Origin of the sequence: Mobiluncus sp. (assembly GCF_034180645.1) — a bacterium.
Lineage (GTDB): Bacteria > Actinomycetota > Actinomycetes > Actinomycetales > Actinomycetaceae > Mobiluncus.
Genome location: NZ_JAXFNY010000005.1, coordinates 42,474 through 67,452, shown reverse-complemented (window position 1 = coordinate 67,452; position 24,979 = coordinate 42,474). Strand labels below are relative to the sequence as shown.

The following is a 24,979-nucleotide window of genomic DNA, read 5'->3' as shown; positions in this document are numbered from 1 at the left end:
ACAGAAATAAAAAGCTAAAGAAAATTTCAAATTAAAGCAAGAGCAATATAAATCTCAACCTGGGTAAGTTAAAAGTTTGTAAAAAATGCTGAGAATCTGATAGAAATAAAGGTAAGAGGAGCCTCATCTAGGTGGAGGCCGGGGTCAGAGGAATTCCGGCATTCTGTCTAAAATCCCGAGAGAACGAGGCGTAAACACGCGAAAGTGGCGGAGAGATGCGCAAACTTTTTATACTTTACGGCCCACAGGGGGCCGGCAAAACGACGTTTGTGCAGGATCATAAGCTCCAAGAATTTTCCGTCAATGCTGATGAAGTGCGCCGGATGTTTTCCCGCTATATCCCCTCTCTCGATGGGGAAAATGTGTTAATCGCTGGGGAACATCTGCAGCGTTTAACCCGCCGTATCGTCCAGGAGCAAGCCGATAATCTGATGTTCCTGGGCTCTCCGGTCATTATTGATGCTGTCAATGCTTCGCCTCGCTCACGTTCACAGTGGGAAGCACTGGCGGATTCGCACGGCTACGACGTGTTAGCGGTGGACTTCACCCAGGTCAGCCGCGAGGAATTGCTGTCCCGCAACCTCAAGCGCGGGGGAGACCGGATTCCCGACATTGAGGCTTTTTTGAATCGTTTCGACTCGGTTCCCCCGCCCCAGACCATCACCCCGGCGCAGATGCTGGATTGTTTTAAAACTTGCCAGGTTGACCTGGGTAATCGCCCGGTACGAGTGGTGGGTGATGTGCAATCCTGCGGAGACGCCTTAGAACAGGCCGTGGCGGAACTGGGCACTCCGGACGCCAAGTGGATTTTCGTGGGCGACCTGTTTGACCGCGGTCCTGATGCCGGAAAAGTCTGGAAAATCCTGCGCTCCGTAGACAATGTGGTCATCACCGGAAACCACGAGAAATCCCTTTTGAACGCCTTGAAAGGACGAGGCACCAAGAGCGCCACCGAAGAATCAGTCAAACAATTACTGACAGCTGGCGCAACCCGCCAACAACTCGAAGACTGGTATCGTTCCACCGTGCCGTTCTATGACTTCCGCGTCGGAGGGACGCCAGCCACACCAGCGGCTTCCGACGCCGCGGGCGTGAACACTGGGTCCGACAAACGCCAGGGAATACGCGAATTTTTTGTATCCCACGGAGGGGTATATCCCGAAACCATCAGAGAAATTCGCCGCACCGGCTACTGCGATTTACCTGATGATTACTTTATTTTCGGGGTCGGGACACGCGCCAACACCTACCGGCGGCGCTATGAGTTTAAGAACTTCCCCGAAATGGGGGACCATGAAATCGTCCAACTGCACGGGCATCGCAACGAAAGTCGGGAAAACTTTGTGAACCCCGGGGTTATCGACCTCGAATCTGGGGTGGAAAAGGACGGCTGGCTCTCGGTTTACGCTATCGATGGCGTTACCGGTGAAGGCCAGATTCACAAGTACCGCGAGACGCGGGATTGATGACCGCAACACGCTGGTGAATCCAGTCAAAATCCCAGGAAGCGTTTATTTCGTGCCGTTTACGTGGTCGGGGTGCGATCCAGTGCGGCCCGCCTCGCCCCGATCTAAATTATCGAGAGCTGCTCGCGCGGGTGCATCTAGTGCAAACTCTAGCACGGCAAAGTTTTCCCGCATCCGCTCAACATGATTCGACTTTGGGATGACCACGTCGCCTCGCTCCAAAGCCCAACGCAACACGACTTGAGCCGGGGTCCGCCCCAGGCGTTTGGCGGTCTCAATCAAAACCGGGGTGTCAAAGAACCGGCCTCGCGCCAGGGGAGACCAAGCCTCAATCACCCCGCCATGCGCTTTGGTGAATTCCCGCACCGCGTTATTGGCAAACCACGGGTGCACTTCAACCTGGTTGACCTGCGGAAAAATCCCCGTCTCAGATTGCAGTCGCTGCAGATGCGAGACTTCAAAGTTCGACACCCCCACGTGACGGGCTCGCCCATCAGCCACGAACTCCTGCAACACCCGCCACAAACCGGGGTAGTCCCCGCTGTAAGCCTCGGGCATCGGCCAGTGAATGAGGAACAAATCCACGTAATCAGTTTGCAGACGCTGCAGGGATTCGGCGAAAGTACGGCGGGCGACATCGGGCTCGTGATGGGGATTGTTCAGTTTAGTGGTTAAGAAGAACTCGCTGCGCGCGATTCCCGTTGCCTGCAGGGCCGCGCCAACTTCCGCTTCGTTGCCATACATTTGGGCGGTATCAATGTGCCGATACCCCACTTCCACAGCGTTTTCCACGATTTCTTGGGCATTTTCGGGAGCAATTTTATAAGTGCCGAAACCCAGCTGTGGAATTTTCGCCACCGGAGAGCCTGACTCATCGTTCCCGACTCCGAGGGGAAGCAACGGAACCCCAAAACTGTCCACTATAGCTTGTGACTGCGTCATTTTTCCTCCATTCTGGCGGCGGGGCCGCCCGAAAAACGAGACCGATTACTCTACGGATTTCACCTTGAAAATCATCACCCCGCCGATGAGGAACATTACGGCCATAGCGCTAAACAGGACCGTGTAACCCACGGAATAGCTGGCTATGAGGGTAATGACCGGAACCCCAAAGATGGGGGCTACCACCTGCGGGACGGTCGCAGAGATGTTGAAAACACCGAGGTCACGGCCGGAATCGTCGGTGGGAGGAAGGACTCGGGTGGTGATTGCAAAGCTCACCGCGATGAAAATACCGTGGCCAATCCCAATAAAGACCGCCGCGAAAATCGTCCAGGTCCAAGTCTGCAAGAACGCGAGGATGAGACTACCAATCGCCATGATGACCGAGGAAATAAAGATTAGCTGGCGGTACTTCATCAGATAATCGGCGACGAAACCGATGATGAAGGCACAAACCATGGTCAGCACCGCGTAAATCGTGGACAAAATCAGCACGCCGGTGGTTGGATTTCGGTAATGCAGCACATCTTCGAGGTAGTACAACAGGTAAAGCGCTATCGTCATGAAAGGCGTAAACATCAAGAAGCGGGAAAGCCAAGTCCAGAGGAAATCCGGGTATTTGCGCGGCGGAATCCAGAATCGCTGGAAAAACCTTTTGATGGTGATGGGTTCTCGGCGGGCGCCGAGGAAACGGTCATTGGAGTTCCACAAGTAGGGGGCCACACAGATGGTCAGCAGCAACGCTAGAGCGACATAAGCTACCACGATACCCATGTAGTCGTCGATTACGTTCGTACAGAGGGTCGCCAAGCCAACCCCTAACAAAGCACCCAAGTTTTGTCCGGCTCCCAACCAGCCGCCCATTTCGCCGCGGTACTCAACCCTGACTGAATCGTTCGGAATGGCGTTGGTGGCGATAAATGCGGCGTTTAATGCCCCCTGGGTCAAAACCCATGTTCCTGCCAAAGCCGCGGGGGACCACGACAGAGTTAACCCCGCGAGCGCGAAAACTCCACATAAAACCCCTCCCAAGACCCAAGGCGCCCGGCGTCCGTATTTTGAGTAAGTCCGGTCGGACAAAGCTCCAAAAATAGGCGTGGCAATCATCGCCATGAGTGCGCCGCAGCCGGTGACCACAGAGAGAACAATCTCTTTGTGGTCGTGAGCAATCATCGAGGCTTGCAGGCCGATGAGGAGTTGAATGGGGGCGAAAAAACAGGCATAAATCCCGACTTGGGTGAGCAGGAGGGCAAATTTCCACCTAGTTTTGGGGACTTCCAGCGGTTCAATCGTTTCCTTCTTGGCGTGAAAAATGCCGGGTGACCAGGAACGCGGCCACCGACGTGGTCCTTGCGTTGCAGGAGTCAGATCCGAAATATTCACTCGTTAATCCTAACGTTAAAACACTTGATTACAGGGCGATTTCGTTTATTTCGGGGGCAAAGTTGGCAAATTTTTCAGGGTCAGGAGGTAGAATCCCACGGACGTGAGCTGCGAAATGATGGAAACCGCAACCATCGCGGGGATATTGAGGTCATAGAGTGCTCCTATCAGCCAAGATCCGAGGAACCAGGCGATTCCGAAGCCGGTTTCAAAAATGCCGAACCCGGTGGCGCGCCAATCCTTGGGCATAATTTTGGCTACTGCGGCTTTCATGATGCTTTCTTGGGCGCCCATCCCCAGCCCCCACAGAACGATGCCAAAGCTGATGAACCAAGGATTGCCGCTTAAGAATACGAATGCTGAAAACGGTGCCGTCAGGAGGGTTGAGACAATGAGTGCCCGCAAGCCAATACGGTCGAACCAGGTTCCAAAAATGAGCGCGGCTATGGCATCGGCCGCCATTGCCCCCGCGTAGAGCAGCGCCAATGCCGATTTCGGGAATGCTGCAGTTTTTGCGGCATGCAGAGTAATCAGCGTGAAGTCCGCAAAACCGAAAGCGAACAAGCAGATAGCGGCCATATAGAGGGCAAAAGCTCGGTTGAAACGAAAACCGGGGGTGGCCGCGGAAACGGAGGGTAACGTGCTTGTGGGGGCGTCGTTCGTGAGGGCATCGCTGGTGGGAGTGTCGCCGGTCGGGTCGGGCGCACAAGGTTCTCGGGGTGGGTCAGTCGGGGCGTGGGTGTTTTCCGGTGAGGTGGCGGGTTGGTCAAAATTTTCGGGGTGTGGATAGAAGTGCCAGGCTAACACGGTGAGCACGATGGTGATGAGCGCAGGGATACCCAAGGTGAAAAAGCCGAGGCGGTAAGTCCCGAACAGGTCTTGCGTGCCGATAATCAGACCAACGAGGAACAGCAGCAGGGGACCCAGGAATGCGCCGAGTTGGTCGAGGAATTCCTGCAGCGCGAAGCCTTTACCAGTACCGATTTCGTCCGCTGCGAAGCTGACCAGGGTGTTTTTCGCGGGCTTCTTAATGGCTTTGCCTACGCGTTCCAAAACCACCAGGCTGCAGGCAAAAATCCAGCCATTGTCGGGGACGAGCGCGAGAGCAGGAATGGCCAACACCTGGATGGTGTAGCCGAAAATAATCAAGCCCCAGTAGTGCTTGGTTTTGTCTGCCCAAAAGCCTGAGAGCAGGCGCAACGAGTAGCCGCACAGTTCCCCGAAACCGGAGACAAAACCAATAGCTGCCGCCGATGCCCCGGTCAGGTTCAGATACTCACCCAAAACCGAGCGAGCGCCCTCGTGAGTCATATCCGAGAACATGGACACGATACCCATCAGGACAATAAACGTGAACGCTCCGCGCGAAATAGTCCGCGACCAGCGAGGATTGTTTTGTTGCTCCGGATCCGAGGACACCACGGCTTCTATGCTAGTAGTTCAGGGGTAATCACGCCCAGCGGTCAGCCGGGAACTAGGTGGCTAATTTCTGGACAACAAAACCAAAGTTTCAACATGTATTAAGACTACTCTGATGATAACCCTACATCAAGAAATAGGTCTGCACGCTCATTGCACGATGGAAGTTGGCAAAGGGGATGTCGTTGGAGGATAAGTGTCTAAACCTACTGCAAACTGAAATTTAAGCACGGTAAAGCACTTCAAATTCCTCGCAGATCACATTGCTGTTTTCATGAAAACTTATTCCGTATTCTTCAGCTTCTTTTCTGAAGAAATCTTTATGAACCTGTCTCCAATAAGATAAGGATCTGTCGCCCTCGCCTTCTTTGAAGGCATGTTCTGCTGTTATGTCACAGAATGGTGCTGTGTATACCTTAATATTTCTTATAATGCAAACTGCTTCATCCGCTGAATTCAGGATGATACTGATATCATCCACCTTGGGCTCCGGCTCATCCGGTTCGAATTCATATACTGCCGCCTGTGAGCAGGTTGCAGTCTTTATCCCCATACAGACTAATTCTGCCAGTTCATCTGCTTTATCGCCAAACTGCCATGCTTCATACGATATGCTTTTATCTATATCATATTTTTCACAGTATTCTTCCCAGATTTCATGTGGTGTCACTTTATCTTTTCCTCCGGTAAATTCTAGTTTATCTAATTGCTGCTCCGATCTTCATGTTCAATCTCCACTCAGGCACTTCACCATCATCCGCCCAATATTCATCAAGTTCCGAGATCAAATTATCTTTGAATTTTATAAAGCTGACGGCATGGAATGACGCGCTCTTATCTTTTGGGAAAACGCGCACAGCTGTGATAAATGTTTCTCCGGCTTTTTCAATACGCTCTATTTCTCCATCCCATTCGCCCGGATAATCACAGTTGACTTTGATATACTCCTGAACACTAAATTTCTCGTTTGTGCAATGCCAACGGATGACGGCATCCTTGCAAAAATAAGCTTGCAGGGCTTCTCCGTTCTGGGAAAGCACATCCCGCCAAAAAGCTTTTACATCCATCCCTCTTCCTCCCGCTTCACATACTGAAGTTCTATATCATACCCCAGCGCTTCCATCATCTTAACAAGCGTATTATTGACTATGGTTTCCTTGCTGCGTATTACTCGGTTTACATAGGGAGCGGACGTTTCAAATTCCTTTGCAAGTTTTGCCTGGGTGATTCCGGCTTCAATACATTTCGTTTTTATGTTCGGGCAGGTCTTCGGAATCCCTTGATTTCAAGGCTATTTGGGTGCTTTTAGTCCTGCACTCTTGACATCAAACAGACCGTCTCCACATGTGAGGTATGTGGGAACATGTCTACCAGCTTGGCTGCGGTAATCTGGTAGGAACGCATTCGGCGCAGGTCCTCCACCAGGGTTTCCTGGAAACAGGAGGAATAGATGAGGTGGGGGATTCCGGAGTGTTCCAGCCAGGAGGACAATTCAGGCCCGAGTCCGCGCCGCGGTGGGTTTACCACCACCAAATCTGGCGGTACAAGTTTTTGATTGGTTGCCCACTTAGTCGCGTCGGCAGTGATGAAATGCGGCCTAGGCACAATGTCACCGCGGGAGCTCTCAAAGGTGTGCTCAACGCCTTGCCCCACCGGGCTAGCCGCAGCCGCACCCGCCATTTCGGCTACTGCCTTCTTCGCGCCATCAATGGCCGGCCCCACGACTTCCACGCCCGTCACCTGCGCAACCCCGGCGGAACTCAGTGCAAAGGCAAATCCGCCCACTCCGCAATACAAATCCCAAGCGGTTTCCGGCTGGAGTTCGCGTGCCCAAGCGGCAGCTTGCGTATACATAGCCTGAGATGCGGCGGTATTCGTCTGGAAAAACGCCCCCGGCGCCAGCCATAAATCCGTGCCGATACCGGGCATCTGTATATATTTTTCTTCGGAAAGGATGATTTCCTCCCGGCCTTCAATGACGGTGGTGTGTTCGGGCTGAATGTTTACCGAAAACACCCGCAGGTGGGGCAACTCGGCCTGAAGTTCGGACCACGTATTTTCAATCCGATGTAGGGCAGCTTTCGAACGCAGCACCAGACGCACCATCAACTCGCCTGCGGGGTTGGCGCTGACCAGCACATATTTCACTTCGCCCTTAGCGGTGGCGATGTTATAGGGGCGAGCTCCGAGACGCTGTAGCCAAGCCCGGATAGGCGCGAAAGCGGCGTGAATTGCCGGTACGTACAGCGGACAAGACTGTAAATCAACGCCAGCGGGATGATTCTTAGTTGGGGCCAGTCCGAGCACAATCGACTTCTTGGATCCCGACACCACCATTTTTGCCTTATTGCGAAATTCTTTCTGGGGACTGCGGTAGGTTGGCAGCCACTCGAAATGCGACTTCGCAGCGGGTGGCTGAGCGGGATTTCGCCGTGAGGAGTCACGGTCCAGAGAGGCCAATGCTCTGCGTGAGGCCCGTTCCTTGTCCCGCACCTGCTGGCTGTAGGGCACCCCCATGAGGGGACACGACCGGCAGACCCGCGCGTCAAAGTATTCGCAAAACATGTCCTCAAGTCTAAGGCCAAGCCCGGCAGGTGGCATTAAGCTGAAACACATGAGTGATGAAGTGAAACTGTTGCCGGGACTGAAACTACGTGAGATTACTTTGCAAGTGCCGCTGGACCACCTCAATCCAGCCGCGGGAATGATAGAAATATTCGCACGAGTCGTCACCGGTAAGGACGGGGAAGAGCGACCCTACCTGCTATTCCTGCAAGGCGGACCCGGACATGAGGCGGCCCGACCCGCGTTGTACCCCTCGCCGCAGCCGACGTGGCTGCCCCGCGCCCTTGAGGACTATCAGGTCGTTATGCTCGATCAGCGCGGTACCGGGCGATCCACCCCGGTTTCGGCGGATCCGGATTTCGGCCCTCTGGCGGGGCTAACACCATCTGAACAGGCAGGATACCTGACGCACTTGCGTGCCGATGAGATTGTTCGAGATGCTGAAGCGCTGCGCGCTTACCTGGGCGGGAAACGCTGGACGCTGCTGGGGCAGTCTTTCGGGGGTTTCACTTCCGTGCGCTATCTCAGCTCCCACCCCGAAGGGTTGTCCGGGGCTATTCTGACCGGCGGACTGACGGCCGTGGGGCATCCTATTGAAGATGTTTATGCCGAAACTTGGCAGATCATGATGGATAAATCCGAAACCTATTATCGCCAGTTCCCCGAGGATCGGGACCGGGTGCGCCAGATTTATAACCTGGCTCGGGAGGGGAAGATTATTACGCCCAACGGCGACAAGGTCGGTGCGGATCGTTGGCGTACCGTAGGGATTGTCTTGGGTGCACAAGGCGGGGGCATGAAGTTGCATGAACTGCTGGAGAATGATCCGTTCTCGCCAGCTTTTCGTCATGATTTAGCCGCGATGCTGCCATTTGAGGGGCGCAATCCGCTCTATGCCATTCTGCACGAGTCTTGTTACGCGGACGGAGTGGCAACACGCTGGGCGGCTAGCCGTACTATGCCCAGGGAAGTGAAACGTGACGGGACGCTGTTAGCAGGGGAGCATCTGCCTCGTGACCTGTTTGAGGAATCATCTGAATTGCGGCCTTTGCGTGAAGCTGCCGACATACTGGCCAATTATGAATGGACGCAACTCTATTCGACTGAACGCCTGGCCAGTGCAGACGTACCGGTTGCGGCGGCGGCCTACTATGAAGATGCCTACGTGCCTTTGAAGTTCTCGACCGAAACCGCTGGCATCTTAAAAGATTGTCGTCTGTGGGTTACCAGTGAATATGAACACAACGGTTTGCGTCAAGACGCACGGGTGCTGGATAGGTTAATCGGGCTGCTCAAAGGCCAGATTTTGCAGTAAATTAATATATAGCAAAGGGTATTATTTTTTCGCGGAGCACTTTGAGCATAACCCTGTCAGCTCCACCGTGTGGTGTAAAGCGGAAAACCCCATTTCTCGGCCCATTTCGTTCAGGGTCTCCTCCAACCCTTTCAGATGGAATTCTTCGGTCTTTCCGCAACTCCGACACACCAGGTGGTGATGGTGTTCGGAACTCTCGCACTCTCGATACAGGGTAGTGCCATCGGCGGACTTGACCGTGTCCAAGATGCCGTGTTCCGCCAGCGCCGTGAGATTGCGGTAAACAGTCGCCAATCCTACGCGGGTGCCGTTTAGCTGGAGTTTTGTAAAGATGTCAGAGGCTGATTGAAAATCAGTCATTCCTCTGACCGCGGAAAGTACCGCTTCTAATTGTCGCGTTTTGCGCTGCCGAGCGGGGCTTTGGGGTGTCGATTTACCTGTGATCATTGGTAGTTGCCCTCCCGTTTTCGCGCTCCTAGCCTAACATTGTGTCTCGTTTTGACAGCATTTTCCAGTTGAGTGATAATGAGAACGATTCGCAATAAGGACAAAAACTCTAAACCCTGAGAGGAAAGGACAATATGAAGTTGAAGACTGTTGGTGCCTTGTTCGGCGCCGCCGCACTAGCCGTGAGTATGACTGCCTGCTCCACCGCAAACGAGGCCCAAAAGAAAGACGCGGCGGGGGACGCTGCTGCGGACAAACCCACGGTGTACGCCTCCACTGACGTATGGGCTTCCGTGGCAAAAGCCGTGGTGGGGGACAAGGCAGACGTGATTACGTCCATCGACCAGCCGAACCTGGATCCGCATTCTTATGAAGCCAGCGTGAAAGATAAGAAGCTGGTGAACCAAGCCTCCGTGGTAATAGTGAACGGTGGAGGTTACGACGATTGGGCACTGCAGTTGGCTAAGTCAGCGGACAACAAACCGACTGTGCTCAATGCGGTGGAGTTGGCTGGTATTGACTGTGGCGATGCGGAAGGTCACGACCACGAGGACGGCCATGAACATGAGGATGCGCAGGAACATGAGGATGCGCATGAAGATGAGCAGGAACATGAGGGGCACCATCATCACCATTGCTCCGTCAATGAGCACGTGTTCTACGATTTGCACGCGGTCAGCGAAGTCGCCAAGGCAGTTGCTAATACGATGAGCCAGACTGACGGCGATAATGCTGCGGCTTACCAGGATGCTGCAAAGGCATTCCAAGGCAAGTTGGATGAATTGGAATCGCAGGCAGAGAGCATTAAGGCGCGGGGCGAAAAGCATTCCCTGGCGACCGAACCTTTGGCGAACTACATGTTGGAGGACGCCGGTATCCATGACCTGACTCCCGAAGAATACGTGGAACAGTCCGAAACGGAATCCGGGCCCAGCGTAAAGACGCAGGCTGACACCAAGGCTCTGATTACGGAGGGGAGAGTTGATGTGCTGCTGGTTAACTCGCAGACCCAAGACCCGGTGTCCCAGGCACTGCAGGATGCCGCTGAGACTAAAGGCATTCCGGTGGTGACGCTGACCGAGACCTTGGCGGGGGCCAGCGACTATGTCAGCTGGATTGGCACTGCCTTAGACCAGATAGATAAGGCTTTGAAATAATACAGAAATAAGGTATATAAGAGTCCGGGCTTCAGAATAGAGCGCAGCTCCTGGAGCCCGGACGAAATCCGTTAAGGTAGATGGAACCAGGAAGTTAACCGGGCGACTGGGGAAGGAATCAGATGAGCGAAGAACCGCTGTTGGAGATGCGGGACCTGGCATTAAAATATGGGACACGACAGGTATTTTCCGGCTTGAACCTGCGGGTCGAACCGGGACAAGTCGTGGGAATCCTGGGACAAAACGGAGCCGGAAAAACGACCCTGTTAAAGTCGGTACTCGGTGACGTGAAACCCGCCGCGGGAACCATTTTTCGGCAGGGCTCAGCAAAAATCTCTTACCTTCCGCAACACGGACGTTTCCCGAAATCTGTGCAGATTCGCGGACGAGACGTAGTCTACCTGGGGCTTGACGGAGCGAAACTGGGTTTTTGGACTTCTCCCGGGGCACGCGAAAAGGTCGAACGCGCAATAGCCCTAGTGGGAGCGCAGAGTTACGCGGATACGCCGATTAGCGGACTGTCCGGGGGAGAGCTGCAGCGTTTACGTATCGCCGCGGCCATTGTGCAACGTCCCGATTTACTGCTGGTTGACGAACCGTTGGCGTCCCTCGACCTCAAGCACCAAACCGATATTGTTAAGATTTTTGGCAATCTAGCGGCGCAGGGCACCGCCATCCTGCTGGTGACTCATGAGCTAAACCCCGTGGATAAACTGCTGGACACCGTGGTGTATATCGCCCTCGGACGAGCCGCGGTGGGTTCGGTGTCAGAGGTCATGTCCAGCGAAACATTGTCCGCTTTATATGGTGAGGAAGTCCGTGTCGTGAACCTGGGAGGAACGTATTTCGTGGTGGGAGCCCAGAACGGGACCGAATCCAGCTTTGTGGAGGAAGCCCTGCACGGACACCATCACGCCAGCCATTTTGAATCAGCCGAGTCACCGCACAACCCCAAGGAGGCGGGCCACTAATGGAGGCAATCATCAATTTCCAGGATTTTTGGCAACTGGTACCGCTGGTCCGGGAATCACTGGTCGCCGCGGCAATTCTGGCTGTCGTTTCAGGGATTCTAAGCCCGTTGGTGCAGCTGCGGGACGCAGCTTTTGCGGTTCACGGAACGTCCGAACTGTCTTTTGCAGGAGCATCGGTGGCATTGTTTCTCGGAGTCAGCGTCACCGGCGGAGCCATCGCGGGATCAATCGCGGCGGCGCTATTGATGTCCGCGACCTACACTCGGCGCTGGGGTACAAATGCTCTCATCGGCGTGCTGTTACCGTTTGGGTTGGGTATCGGGGTGCTGTTCCTGGCGCTTTACAAAGGGCGTTCCGCCAACAAATTCGGCCTGTTGACGGGTCAGATTGTCTCTGTTGATGAGAACCAACTGGCCGTGTTTGCCGTGGTCGGAGCGATGGTGTTGGCTGCTATAGCCCTGTTTGGGCGTCGACTGTATTACGCTGCGGTCGATCCGGTAGTGGCGCTGTCGAAAGGGGTCTCCCCACGAGTGATGAACCTATGGTTCATGCTTATCCTCGGTTTGGTTGTGGCGCTGGCTGTGCAGATGGTGGGAGCGCTGCTGGTTTTGTCGTTACTGATTACTCCGGGAGCGGCGGCCGCTCGCATTTCTGCCAATCCCTTACGCCAGCACGCCTGGGCGGTGCTGTTCGCGCTCATAGCCGCCGAGGGCGGTATTCTGCTCTCGCTCGGACCCGGATTGCCGATTTCGCCCTATATCACCACGATTTCTTTCCTAATATTCCTGATTTGCTGGGCTGTTGGGGCAGTACGCAGCCAAACCACCTGGTCAAAGCGGGAACGGGCTCTCTCCTGAATTACCGGGACGTACTTCAAAACGATACCGAAACCGAAAGACTCGCCCCCAACCCTGGTGCGGTGGTGGAAAATAACGCGGGAACCTAAGCCGCCACGGGCTCGGCGGGAGCAGACGTCGGGGTATAGTCCGGAGCTACCTCGGTGACAGAGGTCGACGCATCTCGGAACGCTTGAATCTGAGCCTGAGCGATGGCTTGATCAGGATGTTCACCCATCTGGACCAGGTGCATCTGATAAATCCAGAACTGGCTTTCTTCGATGCGCTTAGCCCACATCTCAGCTTCGGCTTTCTTGCGTTTTTGGGCAGCTTTTTCGGCTTCGTTTAGGTGCGTCCAGCCTTCTGAGACTTTCTTTTGCGCGATTTCCAGACGCTTGCGCTTCGCTTCGGCGGCAGCTTCGCGAGCTTTTTCCATCGCCTTGCGCTGCTCGATTCGTTCCCGGCCTTCTCGTTCGATTATTTCCTTGCGCTTCTCGGCTTCCTGTCGGCCCAACTCAGCGGCCTTGGCATACATCTTGTTGGCGTCGCTCACGGCCTGGCGAGCCTTGGCTTCATAGCTCCGCGCGGCTTCTTCATCGCCCATATCCACGGCGGCACGAGCCTGCATTGAATATGCCACCGCATCGGCCTCATAGCTGCGAGCCAAACGTTTAGCTTGCGCGGAATCAGAGGCAAAACCAATCGAGGTGACCGTTCCGCCTAAGGCGCCAAGACTCTTTGATTTTGCTTTGTTTTGCTTTGCCAGCGCGCGGATGCGCGCCTGATCCATCTCAAATCTATCGAGGGCGTCCAGAGCTTTCTTGTTCTCATCAGTGAGGATGCCGTTTTCCTTGGCAAAAGAGCGAATTGCGGCGCGCTGAGCCATTCCGGGAATGTACAGATTACGCATCCCTAAATCACGCATGGCAAGCATAGTGGCCATTTCGCCCTCCGTGGCTCATAGACTCCTGTCGCCTTCCTAGCGACAGCCTCCATATCGGCAATTGGTTTAAGAACTTTAGGGAATCGCATGCTGTGTGAGGTTTCTCACACAGGTACTTTTAGTACAAGAATCGTCAAAAGTTCGGGTTTGCGGGGGATATTGCCAGTTCAACATGTTGAGGTGAGGTAGGAGATGGGGTCAGCAAAAGCGCTTGGGGTGAGGAATTTTTGCGGATGGTCGGCGTGTCGGATGATTCGAACGCATGTTCGATATAGGGTTTTCCACAGATGAGTCGAAAAAGGACTTTTCCACAGGTAGAGAAACTTTCGATTTTTCGCTTCCGGGGTGGGGCGTAAGTTCATCTTGAGAGCTTCGGAGAGGAGCTCAACAATGACACCCGAACTATTGGGGCGGCGGAGAGCCGCGCAGATGAAAGGAATACGCAATGGCAAAAGACGAACGCGCGAAAGCGCTGCAAACTGCGCTAGGTCAGATTGATAAGCAGTTTGGCAAAGGTTCCGTGATGCGGCTGGGCGACTCGGCCGTGAACACGAATGTTTCGGTCATTCCGACTGGGTCAGTAGCCCTGGACGTGGCTTTGGGGATTGGGGGACTCCCACGGGGCCGCATTATTGAGATTTACGGTCCAGAATCTTCCGGTAAGACCACCGTGGCTTTGCACGCGGTGGCGAACGCTCAGAAACAGGGCGGGAACGCGGCTTTCATCGACGCGGAACACGCTCTCGATCCGGTTTACGCACAGAAACTTGGCGTTGATATTGACAATCTGCTGGTTAGCCAACCCGATACCGGGGAACAGGCGCTAGAGATTGCGGATATGTTGATTCGCAGCGGCGGCCTGGACATCATCGTTATTGACTCGGTTGCGGCTTTGGTACCGAAGGCTGAAATCGAAGGGGACATGGGGGATTCCCACGTGGGTTTGCAGGCTCGGTTGATGAGCCAAGCGCTGCGAAAGATTACCGGAGCGCTGTCAGCCACCGGCACCACCGCAATCTTTATTAACCAGCTGCGCGAAAAGATTGGGGTGTTCTTTGGCTCTCCCGAAACCACGACCGGCGGCAAAGCGTTGAAGTTCTACGCTTCGGTGCGTATTGACGTGCGCCGGATTGAGACGTTGAAGGAAAACGGGGAAGCCATCGGTAACCGAACTCGTGCCAAGGTCGTTAAGAATAAGATGGCGCCGCCTTTCCGGCAGGCGGAATTCGACATCATGTACGGTCAGGGCATTTCCCGGGAGGGCGGCCTCATTGACCTTGGCGTAGAAGCGGGTATCGTGACGAAGTCGGGTTCTTGGTTTACCTATGGCGAAATGCAGTTGGGTCAGGGTAAAGAGAACGTGCGGAAGTTCTTGGTGGATAACCCCGAGCTCAGCGCCGAAATCGAAGATAAGATTCTCATCGCTTTGGGTGTGCGTGAGGACCCGAACGCGGCAGCGCAGCCAGAGACTGGCGAGGGCACGAAACTAGCTGTCGTGATGGATGACGATTCCGCAGATGAGGATACGTCCGCCAAGAAGGTTCAAAAAGCCTCATGAGCTTGCGAGTAGTGGATGCGACGGCGGATGCCGCCGCGGAAGCCGGTTTGTCCCTGCTGGATCGGCGGGCTGTTACCGAGTCTCAGATGCGTGACTACTTGGCTGAAAAGGGATTCGGTGACGCAGCTGTCGATGACGTGGTGGATGCTTTCGCCGCTCGCGGCTGGCTGAATGACCGGGACTACACCGTGGAGTTTTTGCGTCAGCGCTGCCAGCGCCCCGGAATGTCCCGAGCCAAGTTGGCCGCGGATATGGAAAAGCGTGGGTTGGATACCCAGTCTATATCCGCGGGTCTAGCGGCCCTGGATGCTGAGAATCCAGACTGGGAAACGGAAAACGCCCGGGCTCTGTTAGAGAGCAAACTTGCCGCGGCACGGCGGGGCTTGGATTTGAGCAACTTTGACGATTGTCGCAAATTGAAAGCCAAGCTGTGGCGCTATGTAGCGACACGCGGGTTTTCCTCAGCTCTGGCCACCACCGTAGTCAGTACCGTGATGGATGAACTGAAACTGGACGGCCAAAGCTAGCGTGGGGACGAACCGAGGATGGAAGAACCGATGAGTGACGCCGTATCGGCTGATGAATTAGCCACCAAAGCGCTGGGGAAACTCAGTGAGCAGGGACGATCGATTTCGTGTGCGGAATCGCTGACCGGGGGTCTGCTGGCAGATGCTTTCGTCAGAATCCCCGGGGCTTCCCAAACATTTCGCGGCGGAGTCGTGACGTATTCCGATGCGATGAAAACCGCGGTGCTGGGAGTGAGTCCACAGCTGCTGCAAACAAACACTGCCTATGACCCTCAGGTTGCGGTACAGATGAGCACTGCGGTACGAGAGATGTTTCACTCGGATTATGCGCTGGCTACCACCGGAGTTGCGGGTCCCGGCCCGGATGAAGGCGTGGCGCCGGGGAAAGGGTATGTCAGCCTAGCCACTTCACAAGGCACAGAAGTGCGGGAGGTCAACCAGCCAGGCACTCGCCCAGAAGTTCGCGCGTCATTTGTGCGGGCGGCTTTGGAGTTACTGGTGTCTCACTTGGGCTGAGAATCCCGGAAGTAGCGTCCAGTCGCGGCGGTCGGCTTTGGGTGGCGAAAGTGACGGCATCAGCGGCATGACATAAAATGAGCCGGTGATGGAAACTCCGCGAACTTACCTGGTGAAAACGCTTGGCTGCCAGATGAACGAACACGACTCCGAACGCATGGCTGGCTTGCTTGACGCTGCCGGTTGGGTGCCGGTTGAGGAGGTTCCGCAAAAAGCTGCGCGCGCTACCAACGCCGGAGATGGCGGGGCTGACCTGGTGGTTTTGAATACCTGCTCGGTGCGTGAGGCTGCCGGAACAAAACTCTACGGCCATTTAGGGCAGCTGGCAGATGTGAAACGAAATCGCCCCGGAATGATGATTGCCGTGGGAGGATGCTTCGCCCAGCAGGAAGGCGCGAAAATCCTCGACCGGGCTCCGTGGGTAGACGCAGTGTTCGGGACGCATAATATCGACGCCCTCCCGGTGTTGTTGAAGCGTGCCGAACACAACCAAGAAGCCGCGGTGGAAATCGAGGAAAGCCTGAAAGTCTTTCCCTCCGTCCTGCCGGCGCACCGGCAATCCCCGGCTTCAGCCTGGGTATCCATCTCTGTGGGGTGCAACAACACCTGCACATTTTGTATAGTGCCTTCCCTGCGGGGTCGGGAACGGGATCGGAATCCCGCCGATATTCTGGCGGAGGTGCAGGCGGTAGTGGACGCGGGAGCTGTGGAAGTGACCTTGCTGGGGCAAAATGTGAACAGCTACGGAATGAGCTTCGGAAGGCGCGGCGCTTTTGCTGATTTGCTGCGAGCTGTAGGAAAAACGCCGGGACTGGAACGCTTACGTTTCACTTCGCCCCACCCCGCGGCTTTTACCGAGGACGTCATCGCCGCAATGGCACAGACTCCGACGGTGATGCCTTCCCTGCATTTTCCACTGCAATCCGGTTCGGACCGAATCTTGCGGCAGATGCGGCGTTCCTACCGGTCGGAACGATTTTTAAGAATTCTGCGAGAAGTCAGATTAGCGATACCGGAAGCCGCCATCACCACCGATGTCATCGTCGGATTTCCCGGTGAAACTGAGGCTGACTTCCAAGATACCCTCGACGTTTTGCGCGAAGCTCGGTTCCAAGCCGCGTTCACGTTCATTTATTCCCGCCGCCCCGGAACTCCCGCTGCCGATCGAGATGACCAGGTGGACCCGGAAGTCGTGGCGCAGCGCTACCAAAGACTCTTGGAACTGCAAGAAACAATCACCTTGGAGGAAAACGAAAAGCTAGAGGGGCAGACGGTGGAAGTCCTGGTCACCGCGGGTGGCCGCAAAGACGGAGCTACTGCGCGAATGAGCGGACGTGCCCGAGACAATCGTTTGGTTCACTTTGCGGTTCCCCAAGGCGCTAAGGTCCGTCCCGGGGATTTTGTGACGGTCGGTGTGACCCACGGTGCGCCGCATCACCTCGTGGCGGATTCCGCCCTCACTCCAGGCGGCGTATTCACCGTTCGCCCCACTCGCGCCGGTGACTTGTGGGAAGCGGCGCATCTCGACAAACCTCGCGGCACCCTCTTGGGAATGCCCGGACTAAAGCCGGGACCAACGAGTTAGGGACCAAACCGTGATTGTTGCGATTGTGGGGCCGACCGCTACGGGAAAAAGCAACCTGGGGCTGGATTTTGCGCAGCGAGTGTCCCGCGACCCGGAGCTTAACGCTAGGTTTCCGGGCGGGGTAGAGATTATCAGCGCGGACGCTTTCCAGCTTTATCGGGGCATGGATGTGGGTACCGCGAAAACCCCGGAATCCCAACGCCGCGGGATTCCGCACCATCAGATAGACGTGCTGTGGCCCGATGCAGAAGCCTCGGTGGCGGCTTATCAGAAACGTGCCCGTTCTGACGTGGAGGCGATTGAAACACGTGGCGCTTTGCCCCTGGTAGTGGGGGGTAGTGGGCTGTACGTGCGGGCGATGCTGGATGTGTTGGAGTTCCCGCCCACCGACCCCGCGGTTCGCGCCCGGTGGGAGGCGCAGGCGGAGCAACTCGGAGCGGCACAACTGCACGAAATCTTGCAGCGCAAAGACCCGAAAGCGGCAGAAACCATCGAGCCGATGAACGCGCGTCGCCTGGTCAGAGCCTTGGAAGTCATGGAAATTACCGGTCGCCCATTTTCCGCGACTTTGCCCCGCGGAGAATACTGGCAACCGGACACCCACGTGTTTTACCTGACTCGAAACCTTGATGAACTGGACGAACGCATCAATGCCCGTTCACGCGAAATGTTTAGCCAAGGACTACTTGAGGAAACGGCACAACTCGCTGCCGACCGGGCTCACCCCTTGGGTATTACCGCGCAAAAGGCCACCGGATACAGCCAAGCGCTGGCGGTGCTGCGCGGTGAGATGACGGTAGAGGACGGTATCGCGGCCACCGCTTTGGCGACCCGGCAGCTGTCCCGGCGACAAATCAAGTGGTTCCGCCGTGACAAACGAGCAATGGAAGTCGCCTGGAGTCACACCGGCTTAGAGGAACAGGGTCGGAGCTTTTTTGCGCAGGCTCGCAGCCAGATTCTGGGTCACTGACAATCCCGCCACGATTTCCGTGTCTAACTGACGTTCGCTCAGACCTTCACCCACGGGAACCAGGTAATCAAAACGCAGGTAGGATTGGGTCCGCATCCCCAGAACCGAAGTTACACCCAAGGTGTTGAACGTATTTAACTCATTGATGGCATCAAACAAACTTTCGGCAGGAAACAGCTGTCCCAGCTCAACCAGCATAGAGGTGGATAGCCAGGTGTCTTCCCCGAATAGCCGCAGAACCATCAAGTCGTCTGAATCACGCAGGCGCAGTACCGTGCCGTCACGATATACTCGCAGGTTGAGTCGGTCTGCGGCCTGGGCAACCGACTCTACACTGACCGGCGCGGTGAGCGCATTATCCGAAAACCCTGGAACAATCTGGACAATGTGCTGTTTGGGCAGCAGGTCATGATGGGAAAAGTCCGTTTCCGCGTCTAGCTCACAGGGAAAATCGGCTTCTACGCTGGAAAAGAACCGTTCAGCCATAATCAAAGCCAGCAACAGATGGGCTTCCAACTGCTGGTCGCCCATACCGACAGTGACCTGGGCGTTCGTCTGGGCACAGAGATGATAGTGATTGCCGTGCAGATAAGTCACCACTCTTGGACCGACAGCCTCGCGATTGTGGTGCAGGACGTAGGGCAGCAGCCGAGAGCGTTCATGGACGGAAACCGTGGCGCGCCAGACCGAGCGCATGCGCAAGACCCCCGTCACCAAGTCAATGTAACTGGTGGCGGTTGCGCCAGGCATCATCACCGTGCGCCTAGAGTCGTAAACGTCCACAACATAGCTGCGAGAAGCACCATCGAGGGCTTCGCAGACGCGTTCCAGTGTCACCACCCGCGGACGCTGAGCAGTCAACTGCGGCATAATTTAATGTTACGGGGCGGGCTCGTGATTTGGGTGAAAACGGGGGGCCGAATAATTCAGCTACCCATAACGGCACTGTTCACAGGGAATTTGGCCGTTGTTTGTCGGTGACACTCGCAGCATGGTCGAAAACCCGCGGTTTTCATCTGTCCAGACTGTCCGGGGGGGCGCCCTCAAGCGGCGCCCCGGCGTAGCTGCAGCACCCGAAATCCTTTCGAGGAGGCGATTTTTTCCCCGGCCCAGCCGTGCTCGTTTAGATATGCCAGGAACGGATCGGATCCCAGGTTGCGGCCCATCACGAGGTAAGCGACTCCCTCCGGCTTTAAACGAGTTCGCCAGGCCTCCCACATCGCGTGCAGCGCCGCTTTGCCCACCCGTACCGGCGGGTTGGACCAAATGACATCCACAGAGTTTGGCCCCAGGGTCGCAAAAGCCTCAGCTTCGCTCAGTGCCTGAATATTAGTCAGACCGTTAGCGGCTGCGTTTGCACTGGTCAGCTCCAGGGCGCGGGTGTTTACGTCCACGGCGTAGACCTGGGCGGAGGGTCGCTCGGCGGCTAGAGTCAGCGCCAACGGCCCCCATCCGCAGCCCACATCGACCAAAACTCCTGACCCCCCCAGCTCTGACGAGGAGGGCAGGGAGGGAACTTTACGCAATAACACCTCAGTGCCCTTGTCCAAACCGTGACCAGAAAAAACCCCGTGAGCCGTCGTGACACGAAAATCACGACCGGCTATAGAAACGGTCAACTCCCGAGTGGAGCTCTCGGAATGGGGAGTGGCTGCGAAATAGTGCTCGCCGGCAGGCTGCGGACTCAACTGGTCTCCTAACTTGTCTCAGAAAAGTTTAGCGACCACGTGACTGATTAACGAAGTGAGCACACTGACAATCAGTCCCAGCAGGAACGCTCCCAAAATGCTGTGCGTAAAGAAAAATAAGCAAACGCCGGCGCCTAGGGCAGAAAGCACGAACTCAATCATCCACTCCAACAGTTGCGGAACTTTCACATGGAGCGCCACGGTTTGTACCGCTTCATCCAAAACGACTAAGACCACTGTGACCAGCAATGACAGGCCGAGGTAGGGCCAAAAGTCTTCAAAAATGATGGCAATTTCCTGCGGGCCCCAGCCGGAGAGCAGCAGCACGCACAGGGTGGGAATCGTCAGCACCAGAAGGTTTGCCAGCAGTCGTACTACGAGATTGGCGATTTCCGCAGGCGAGTGCGGCTCGGTCGGGGGACGGTTTGACGGGGCGTGGCGCTCCACGTGCTGCGAAATAAGCTGCGAATGACCCTGAATGATGGGTTTTTGTGCCGTTTTTGCGGAGTGGTCGGCCTGGGAAGCATCCGAAGCGTTCGCGGTTTTCCTCGTTTTCATCTCTGGGGGCGGTGCCGGATTGCTGGAGGTCGGGGTTCCGGGCTGAGGATAGACCGTTTCGTCCCCAGTCGTTTCCGTAGTCGCTGATAAAGTGGCATTTTCGGCGGCGGGTTGCGCCGGAGCTTCGATTTCGGCGGGTTGTGAGGGATTGGCGGTGGTTCTCTCGGGCTCGGAATCAATGACTTTCGACTTGTTTCGGCGCAGTTGTTCGGGAACCATAATGGTGGAATCGAGTTCGGCTGCTTCGAGGATGATTTCTTCTTCAGAGCGCCAGTCAGGCACGTTGTACAGGGCCTTGTGGCGATTCTTGAGGCGTTCATCGGCAGGACTGGGAACGGGTGCCGTGCGGGGAAGCGACTGGCCAAACGGGGACACGCGCCGCTCAGACGGAGCGTTAGAATTTTTGTCTCCGGGGTCCGTTGTATCCTTTAAAACCAAAGCTCAAACCTTTACTTGCATGGGCTGGGAGATACCCTAAATTCTAGGCGGAAGGAACGTAACTTGCAGGAAAACACGGAGGATTGCCCGAACTTGGGTGTCCTTTCGCCCGTTGCTGCCGTTGCGCCGCCAACGGGAGAGGAACCTGCGCCTGACAATCCGCACCGGTCTCAACACGATGCTGCCGAACAAGCCCAGCGGTGGGCCGATCGCTATGCCTTGGGGCGGGTGGAATCCATCGGTTCCGAGCTGCAGGACATCAGTGAGGTTGAGTACCGTGAAGTGCGGTTGGAAAAGGTCATTTTGGTGGGGATTTTCGCTGCCGACCGGGACGAGGCCGAATTGTCACTACAAGAGCTTGCTGCCCTAGCGAAAACGGCGGGGGCTGTCGTATTGGCCGGGCTGCTGCAGCGGCGCGAGAAACCGGACGTAGCGACTTTCCTGGGGCGGGGCAAAGCCCGTGAACTGCAAGCTCAGGTTGCCGCTCTGGGGGCGGATACGGTCATCGTCGATGATGAGTTAGCTCCCAGTCAACGTCGCGCCCTTGAGGACGTGGTAAAAGTCAAGGTAATAGACCGTACCGCCCTCATTTTGGATATTTTTGCCCAGCATGCCACTTCGAGAGAAGGCAAAGCCCAAGTGGAACTGGCTCAGTTGGAATACCTGCTGCCGCGACTGCGTGGCTGGGGCGAATCGATGAGCCGTCAAGCCGGGGGGCGTGCTGCCGCCGGTGAGGGTATTGGCGCACGCGGACCGGGTGAAACCAAGATTGAACTCGATCGGCGCCGGATTCGTTCCCGGATGGCTCGGCTGCGGCGCACCCTAAAATCTTTGGCTCCAACTCGTGAGGCGAAACGAGCCAGTCGTAGAGCTGTGGAGATTCCAGCGGTGGCGATTGTGGGATATACCAACGCCGGCAAGTCCTCGCTATTGAATCGGCTGGCGGGGGCCAATCTGCTGGTGCATGATGCCCTGTTTGCCACCCTTGACCCCAGCGTGCGCCGGACTCATACTCCGGAAGGGCGGGAATACACCCTGACAGATACGGTTGGGTTCGTGCGGCGCCTGCCTACTGAACTGGTGGAGGCTTTTCGTTCTACTTTGGAAGAAACCGCTATGGCTGATTTGATTTTGCACGTTGTGGATGGTTCTAACCCCAACCCGCTGGCTCAAATCGCGGCGGTGGATGCCACCCTGGAGGCTGTGGAGGGCATCGAGGATGTCCCGGTCATGATGGTGGTAAACAAAATCGATCAGGCTACGTCTCCCGCTCTTGCGCTGCTGCGTCATTCCCTACCGGAGGCATACTACGTTTCGGCCCGAACCGGGGAAGGCATTGCCGCTCTGCAGGATGCTATTGCCGACCGTCTGCCCTGGCCGGGGCAACGGGTTCGAGTCGTGGTGAAGTGGGAAAACACGGGTCTGCTGGAACGGATTTATCGTGACGGCAAACTCTTGACCCGCCAGAATCGTGAGGACGGCACGTTTGTAGATGCCTGGGTACCCCCGGCTTTGGGGGCAAAACTGCTTAATCAGGCTATGGAAGATAATCATGAAACGGGCGAGGGGTCCGACAGTGTCACAAACGATTGATGATAGCGCCGCGGTCAAACCTGCTGCTGGGGCGGGCGCTTTTGCGGACTATGTTCCCAGTTCAGAGCTGCAGAAGGTCCTGACTGAGGCGGTTTCTTTATTGGGCGGCAGCGAGCGTCCCGGTCAGGTGGCGATGGCGGCTGCGGTGGAACAGACGTTGCACTCAGATGGCAAATTAGCAGTTCAGGCGGGGACTGGAACCGGGAAATCCTTGGGATACTTACTGCCGGCGCTGCTGTATTGCCTGCACGAGGATGCCCGAGTGGTCATTTCAACCGCAACTTTGGCTCTGCAAAACCAAATCATCACAAAGGATGCCCCGCTGGCGGTGGAAGCGGTGAAAAACGTGACCGGTTCCGAGCTGCGCGTGGAGGTTCTCAAAGGCTGGCAAAACTACGTCTGCCTGCACAAATTGAACGGCGGTTACGAAGGCAGCGAGGACGATTTGTTCTCCGCTATGGAAGATTCCCTGAGTCCCACAGCTGACGGGAGTGGCGAGGCCGTATCGGGACAGGGGATGAAAGCCGCGCGGAAAATGCGGGGATTTGCTGCGGAAACGAAGAAACTCTACGAGTGGGCTCGAGAAACTCCGACCGGGGATCGGGACGAAGCCCCGCGCGGTATCGGCTCTCGGGCTTGGCGGCAAGTTTCCCTCTCCAGCTTGGAATGTGTCGGGGAAAAATGCCCGTTCCGTTCCGAGTGCTTCCAGGTCTCGGCTCGCGACAAGGCAGCGCAGGCGCAGGTGGTAGTGACAAACCACGCCATGATTGGGCTAGAAGCTGCCGGGAAACAGAATCCGTTGCCCCAGTGTGAGGCCATCATCATTGATGAGGCTCATGAACTTGCCGAACGGGTGCGTTCTCAGGCGTCTACTGAGTTCAGCGCCAATATGTTGGCAAATTGTGCCAAAGCGGCTGGCAGCTTGGGGGTTTCCGGTAGCGAGGAACTCGCCCAGCAAGCTATCTCACTGGGTGTGGCACTACAGAATCTGGAAGATGGCCGTTTCATACAAATGCCTGAGGCAGTGGCGGAATGCCGGTTGCTGTGCCTGCCGCCTTTGAAAGCCGCCCTGACGGAGTTGAGCGCGAAGGGTGGGGCCGATGCGGGTTCAGACGGCGAAAAAAAAGTGGACGCCGCGAGGACTGCCGTCGCGAAAGCCATTCTGACCAGCCTGTTAGATACGCTTGAGACGATGACCCCGGAATCGGTCGCGAACGGTGAAACGATTCTGTGGCTGAGTCGGGGACGCGATGCGGACCAGGAACCCCGGCTCTACACCGCTCCGCTGGATGTGGCCGGAAAGCTCGCGAATCGGTTGTGGAGCGAACACGCCATCATCGCTACCTCGGCCACGCTCAAGCTGGGGGGCACATTTGCTCCGCTCATGCAAAAGATGGGTCTGCAGCTTGATGAACCGCAGCCGGAAACCCTAGATGTCGGCTCCCCGTTTCGCCACGATCGGCAGGGCATTTTGTATCTGGCTCGGGACTTGCCTGCGCCCACTCGCGGGGAGCACCCCGAAGTGTTTTGGGATCGGCTGGTGGATCTGGTTGAGGCCTCGGGAGGCGGGGCGCTGGGGCTGTTCTCCTCGCGCAAAATGGCCGAGCGTGCGGGGGAAATACTTCGGGAACGCACCGATTTACCCATCATGGTTCAAGGTGAAGATTCCATGGCAGCCCTGGTCAAAGATATGCGCGAGGACACTTCCGCTTGCCTGATGGGGACTCTCTCGCTGTGGCAAGGGGTGGATCTACCAGGAAATACGTGTCGTTTGGTGCTGATTGACCGGATTCCTTTCCCGGTTCCCAGCGACCCCGTCATTGAGGCGCGCTGTGCCGCGGTCAAACGTGCCGGGGGCAGTGACTTTATGGAGGTCTCCCTGACTCATGCCGCCCTGTTGCTAGCACAGGGAACCGGGCGGCTGCTGCGTTCCGCCGCGGACCGCGGGGTGGTGGCGGTATTGGATTCGCGTCTGGCGACCGCGCGGTATGGGGGTTTTTTGCGAGCCTCCCTGCCGCCCTTGTGGCCTACCGAGGACGCGCAGGTGGTGTTGGACGCTTTGCGGCGCCTGCACCAGCAAGTTCCCTAGGGGTGGGCGCAAC

General features: G+C 56.2%; 24 protein-coding genes. 12 read left to right on the top strand and 12 right to left on the bottom strand.

Annotated features, from left to right (window positions below):
- The first annotated feature begins 215 nt into the window (after positions 1-215).
- Positions 216-1,466 (top strand): AAA family ATPase, encoded by a 1,251-nt coding sequence (locus tag SPI05_RS01615; protein ID WP_321075539.1) that lies wholly within the window; start codon positions 216-218, stop codon positions 1,464-1,466.
- A gap of 45 nt (positions 1,467-1,511) precedes the next feature.
- Here the strand turns inward: SPI05_RS01615 and SPI05_RS01610 are convergent, their stop codons facing one another.
- The 7 genes from SPI05_RS01610 to rlmC form a co-directional block, all read right to left on the bottom strand.
- Entirely contained in the window at positions 1,512-2,408 is an 897-nt protein-coding gene (locus tag SPI05_RS01610; protein WP_321075537.1) for an aldo/keto reductase, read from the bottom strand.
- A gap of 45 nt (positions 2,409-2,453) precedes the next feature.
- A complete protein-coding gene (locus tag SPI05_RS01605; RefSeq protein WP_321075536.1) occupies positions 2,454-3,791 on the bottom strand; it encodes an MFS transporter in 1,338 nt (445 codons plus the stop codon).
- Positions 3,792-3,836: 45 nt separating this feature from the next.
- Positions 3,837-5,213, bottom strand: coding sequence for an MFS transporter (locus SPI05_RS01600; protein WP_321075534.1), 1,377 nt, complete (start codon positions 5,211-5,213; stop codon positions 3,837-3,839).
- Positions 5,214-5,433: 220 nt separating this feature from the next.
- Positions 5,434-5,880: an ASCH domain-containing protein gene (locus SPI05_RS01595; protein WP_321075532.1), complete on the bottom strand. Its 447-nt coding sequence runs from the start codon at positions 5,878-5,880 to the stop codon at positions 5,434-5,436.
- A 28-nt stretch (positions 5,881-5,908) separates the two neighbouring features.
- Positions 5,909-6,277 carry a nuclear transport factor 2 family protein gene (locus SPI05_RS01590; protein ID WP_321075530.1) on the bottom strand — a complete coding sequence of 123 codons (369 nt, stop codon included), beginning with the start codon at positions 6,275-6,277 and terminating at the stop codon, positions 5,909-5,911.
- Positions 6,268-6,465: a helix-turn-helix transcriptional regulator gene (locus SPI05_RS01585; protein WP_321075596.1), complete on the bottom strand. Its 198-nt coding sequence runs from the start codon at positions 6,463-6,465 to the stop codon at positions 6,268-6,270. The genes SPI05_RS01590 and SPI05_RS01585 overlap by 10 nt, the downstream gene beginning before the upstream one ends.
- Before the next feature lie 50 nt (positions 6,466-6,515).
- Positions 6,516-7,547 carry a 23S rRNA (uracil(747)-C(5))-methyltransferase RlmC gene (gene rlmC, locus SPI05_RS01580; RefSeq protein ID WP_414601950.1) on the bottom strand — a complete coding sequence of 344 codons (1,032 nt, stop codon included), beginning with the start codon at positions 7,545-7,547 and terminating at the stop codon, positions 6,516-6,518.
- A 277-nt stretch (positions 7,548-7,824) separates the two neighbouring features.
- Here rlmC and SPI05_RS01575 point away from each other — a divergent pair, with 277 nt between their 5' ends.
- Complete coding sequence (locus SPI05_RS01575) at positions 7,825-9,090, top strand: alpha/beta fold hydrolase (protein WP_321075526.1); 1,266 nt, start codon at positions 7,825-7,827, stop codon at positions 9,088-9,090.
- A gap of 21 nt (positions 9,091-9,111) precedes the next feature.
- Here SPI05_RS01575 and SPI05_RS01570 read toward each other — a convergent pair whose 3' ends face one another.
- Positions 9,112-9,537: a Fur family transcriptional regulator gene (locus tag SPI05_RS01570; protein WP_321075524.1), complete on the bottom strand. Its 426-nt coding sequence runs from the start codon at positions 9,535-9,537 to the stop codon at positions 9,112-9,114.
- A gap of 134 nt (positions 9,538-9,671) precedes the next feature.
- Here SPI05_RS01570 and SPI05_RS01565 point away from each other — a divergent pair, with 134 nt between their 5' ends.
- From SPI05_RS01565 to SPI05_RS01555, 3 genes are all read left to right on the top strand, one after another.
- Positions 9,672-10,694, top strand: a complete 1,023-nt coding sequence (locus tag SPI05_RS01565; protein WP_321075522.1) for a metal ABC transporter solute-binding protein, Zn/Mn family — start codon at positions 9,672-9,674, stop codon at positions 10,692-10,694.
- 122 nt (positions 10,695-10,816) lie between these two features.
- Positions 10,817-11,665: a metal ABC transporter ATP-binding protein gene (locus SPI05_RS01560; protein WP_321075520.1), complete on the top strand. Its 849-nt coding sequence runs from the start codon at positions 10,817-10,819 to the stop codon at positions 11,663-11,665.
- Positions 11,665-12,522 carry a metal ABC transporter permease gene (locus SPI05_RS01555; RefSeq protein WP_321075518.1) on the top strand — a complete coding sequence of 286 codons (858 nt, stop codon included), beginning with the start codon at positions 11,665-11,667 and terminating at the stop codon, positions 12,520-12,522. The genes SPI05_RS01560 and SPI05_RS01555 overlap by 1 nt, the downstream gene beginning before the upstream one ends.
- An 85-nt stretch (positions 12,523-12,607) precedes the next feature.
- Here the strand turns inward: SPI05_RS01555 and SPI05_RS01550 are convergent, their stop codons facing one another.
- On the bottom strand, positions 12,608-13,444 hold the full coding sequence (locus SPI05_RS01550) for an exopolyphosphatase (RefSeq protein WP_321075516.1): 837 nt from the start codon (positions 13,442-13,444) through the stop codon (positions 12,608-12,610).
- Between the two features lie 445 nt (positions 13,445-13,889).
- On the opposite strand from SPI05_RS01550, the gene recA reads away from it, so the two are divergent.
- The 5 genes from recA (at position 13,890) to miaA (ending at position 18,600) form a co-directional block, all read left to right on the top strand.
- Entirely contained in the window at positions 13,890-15,002 is a 1,113-nt protein-coding gene (gene recA / locus SPI05_RS01545) for a recombinase RecA (protein WP_307741796.1), read from the top strand.
- Entirely contained in the window at positions 14,999-15,529 is a 531-nt protein-coding gene (locus SPI05_RS01540) for a regulatory protein RecX (RefSeq protein ID WP_321075514.1), read from the top strand. The genes recA and SPI05_RS01540 overlap by 4 nt, the downstream gene beginning before the upstream one ends.
- A 30-nt stretch (positions 15,530-15,559) precedes the next feature.
- Positions 15,560-16,045 (top strand): CinA family protein, encoded by a 486-nt coding sequence (locus SPI05_RS01535; protein ID WP_321075512.1) that lies wholly within the window; start codon positions 15,560-15,562, stop codon positions 16,043-16,045.
- 88 nt (positions 16,046-16,133) lie between these two features.
- Complete coding sequence (gene miaB, locus SPI05_RS01530; RefSeq protein WP_321075510.1) at positions 16,134-17,630, top strand: tRNA (N6-isopentenyl adenosine(37)-C2)-methylthiotransferase MiaB; 1,497 nt, start codon at positions 16,134-16,136, stop codon at positions 17,628-17,630.
- A gap of 10 nt (positions 17,631-17,640) precedes the next feature.
- A complete protein-coding gene (gene miaA, locus SPI05_RS01525) occupies positions 17,641-18,600 on the top strand; it encodes a tRNA (adenosine(37)-N6)-dimethylallyltransferase MiaA (RefSeq protein WP_321075509.1) in 960 nt (319 codons plus the stop codon).
- On the opposite strand, the gene SPI05_RS01520 is transcribed toward miaA, so the two are convergent.
- From SPI05_RS01520 to SPI05_RS01510, 3 genes are all read right to left on the bottom strand, one after another.
- Positions 18,541-19,470 carry a hypothetical protein gene (locus SPI05_RS01520; protein WP_321075507.1) on the bottom strand — a complete coding sequence of 310 codons (930 nt, stop codon included), beginning with the start codon at positions 19,468-19,470 and terminating at the stop codon, positions 18,541-18,543. The genes miaA and SPI05_RS01520 overlap by 60 nt on opposite strands.
- Before the next feature lie 173 nt (positions 19,471-19,643).
- Positions 19,644-20,288: a class I SAM-dependent methyltransferase gene (locus SPI05_RS01515; protein ID WP_321075505.1), complete on the bottom strand. Its 645-nt coding sequence runs from the start codon at positions 20,286-20,288 to the stop codon at positions 19,644-19,646.
- Positions 20,289-20,306: 18 nt separating this feature from the next.
- Complete coding sequence (locus SPI05_RS01510) at positions 20,307-21,284, bottom strand: hypothetical protein (RefSeq protein WP_321075503.1); 978 nt, start codon at positions 21,282-21,284, stop codon at positions 20,307-20,309.
- 15 nt (positions 21,285-21,299) lie between these two features.
- On the opposite strand from SPI05_RS01510, the gene hflX reads away from it, so the two are divergent.
- Positions 21,300-22,877, top strand: a complete 1,578-nt coding sequence (hflX, locus tag SPI05_RS01505) for a GTPase HflX (RefSeq protein WP_321075501.1) — start codon at positions 21,300-21,302, stop codon at positions 22,875-22,877.
- The gene (locus SPI05_RS01500) at positions 22,837-24,966 is read left to right on the top strand and encodes an ATP-dependent DNA helicase (RefSeq protein ID WP_414601948.1); all 2,130 of its coding nucleotides are present in this window, start codon (positions 22,837-22,839) and stop codon (positions 24,964-24,966) included. Before hflX ends, SPI05_RS01500 begins: the two co-directional genes overlap by 41 nt.
- Positions 24,967-24,979: the final 13 nt, after the last annotated feature.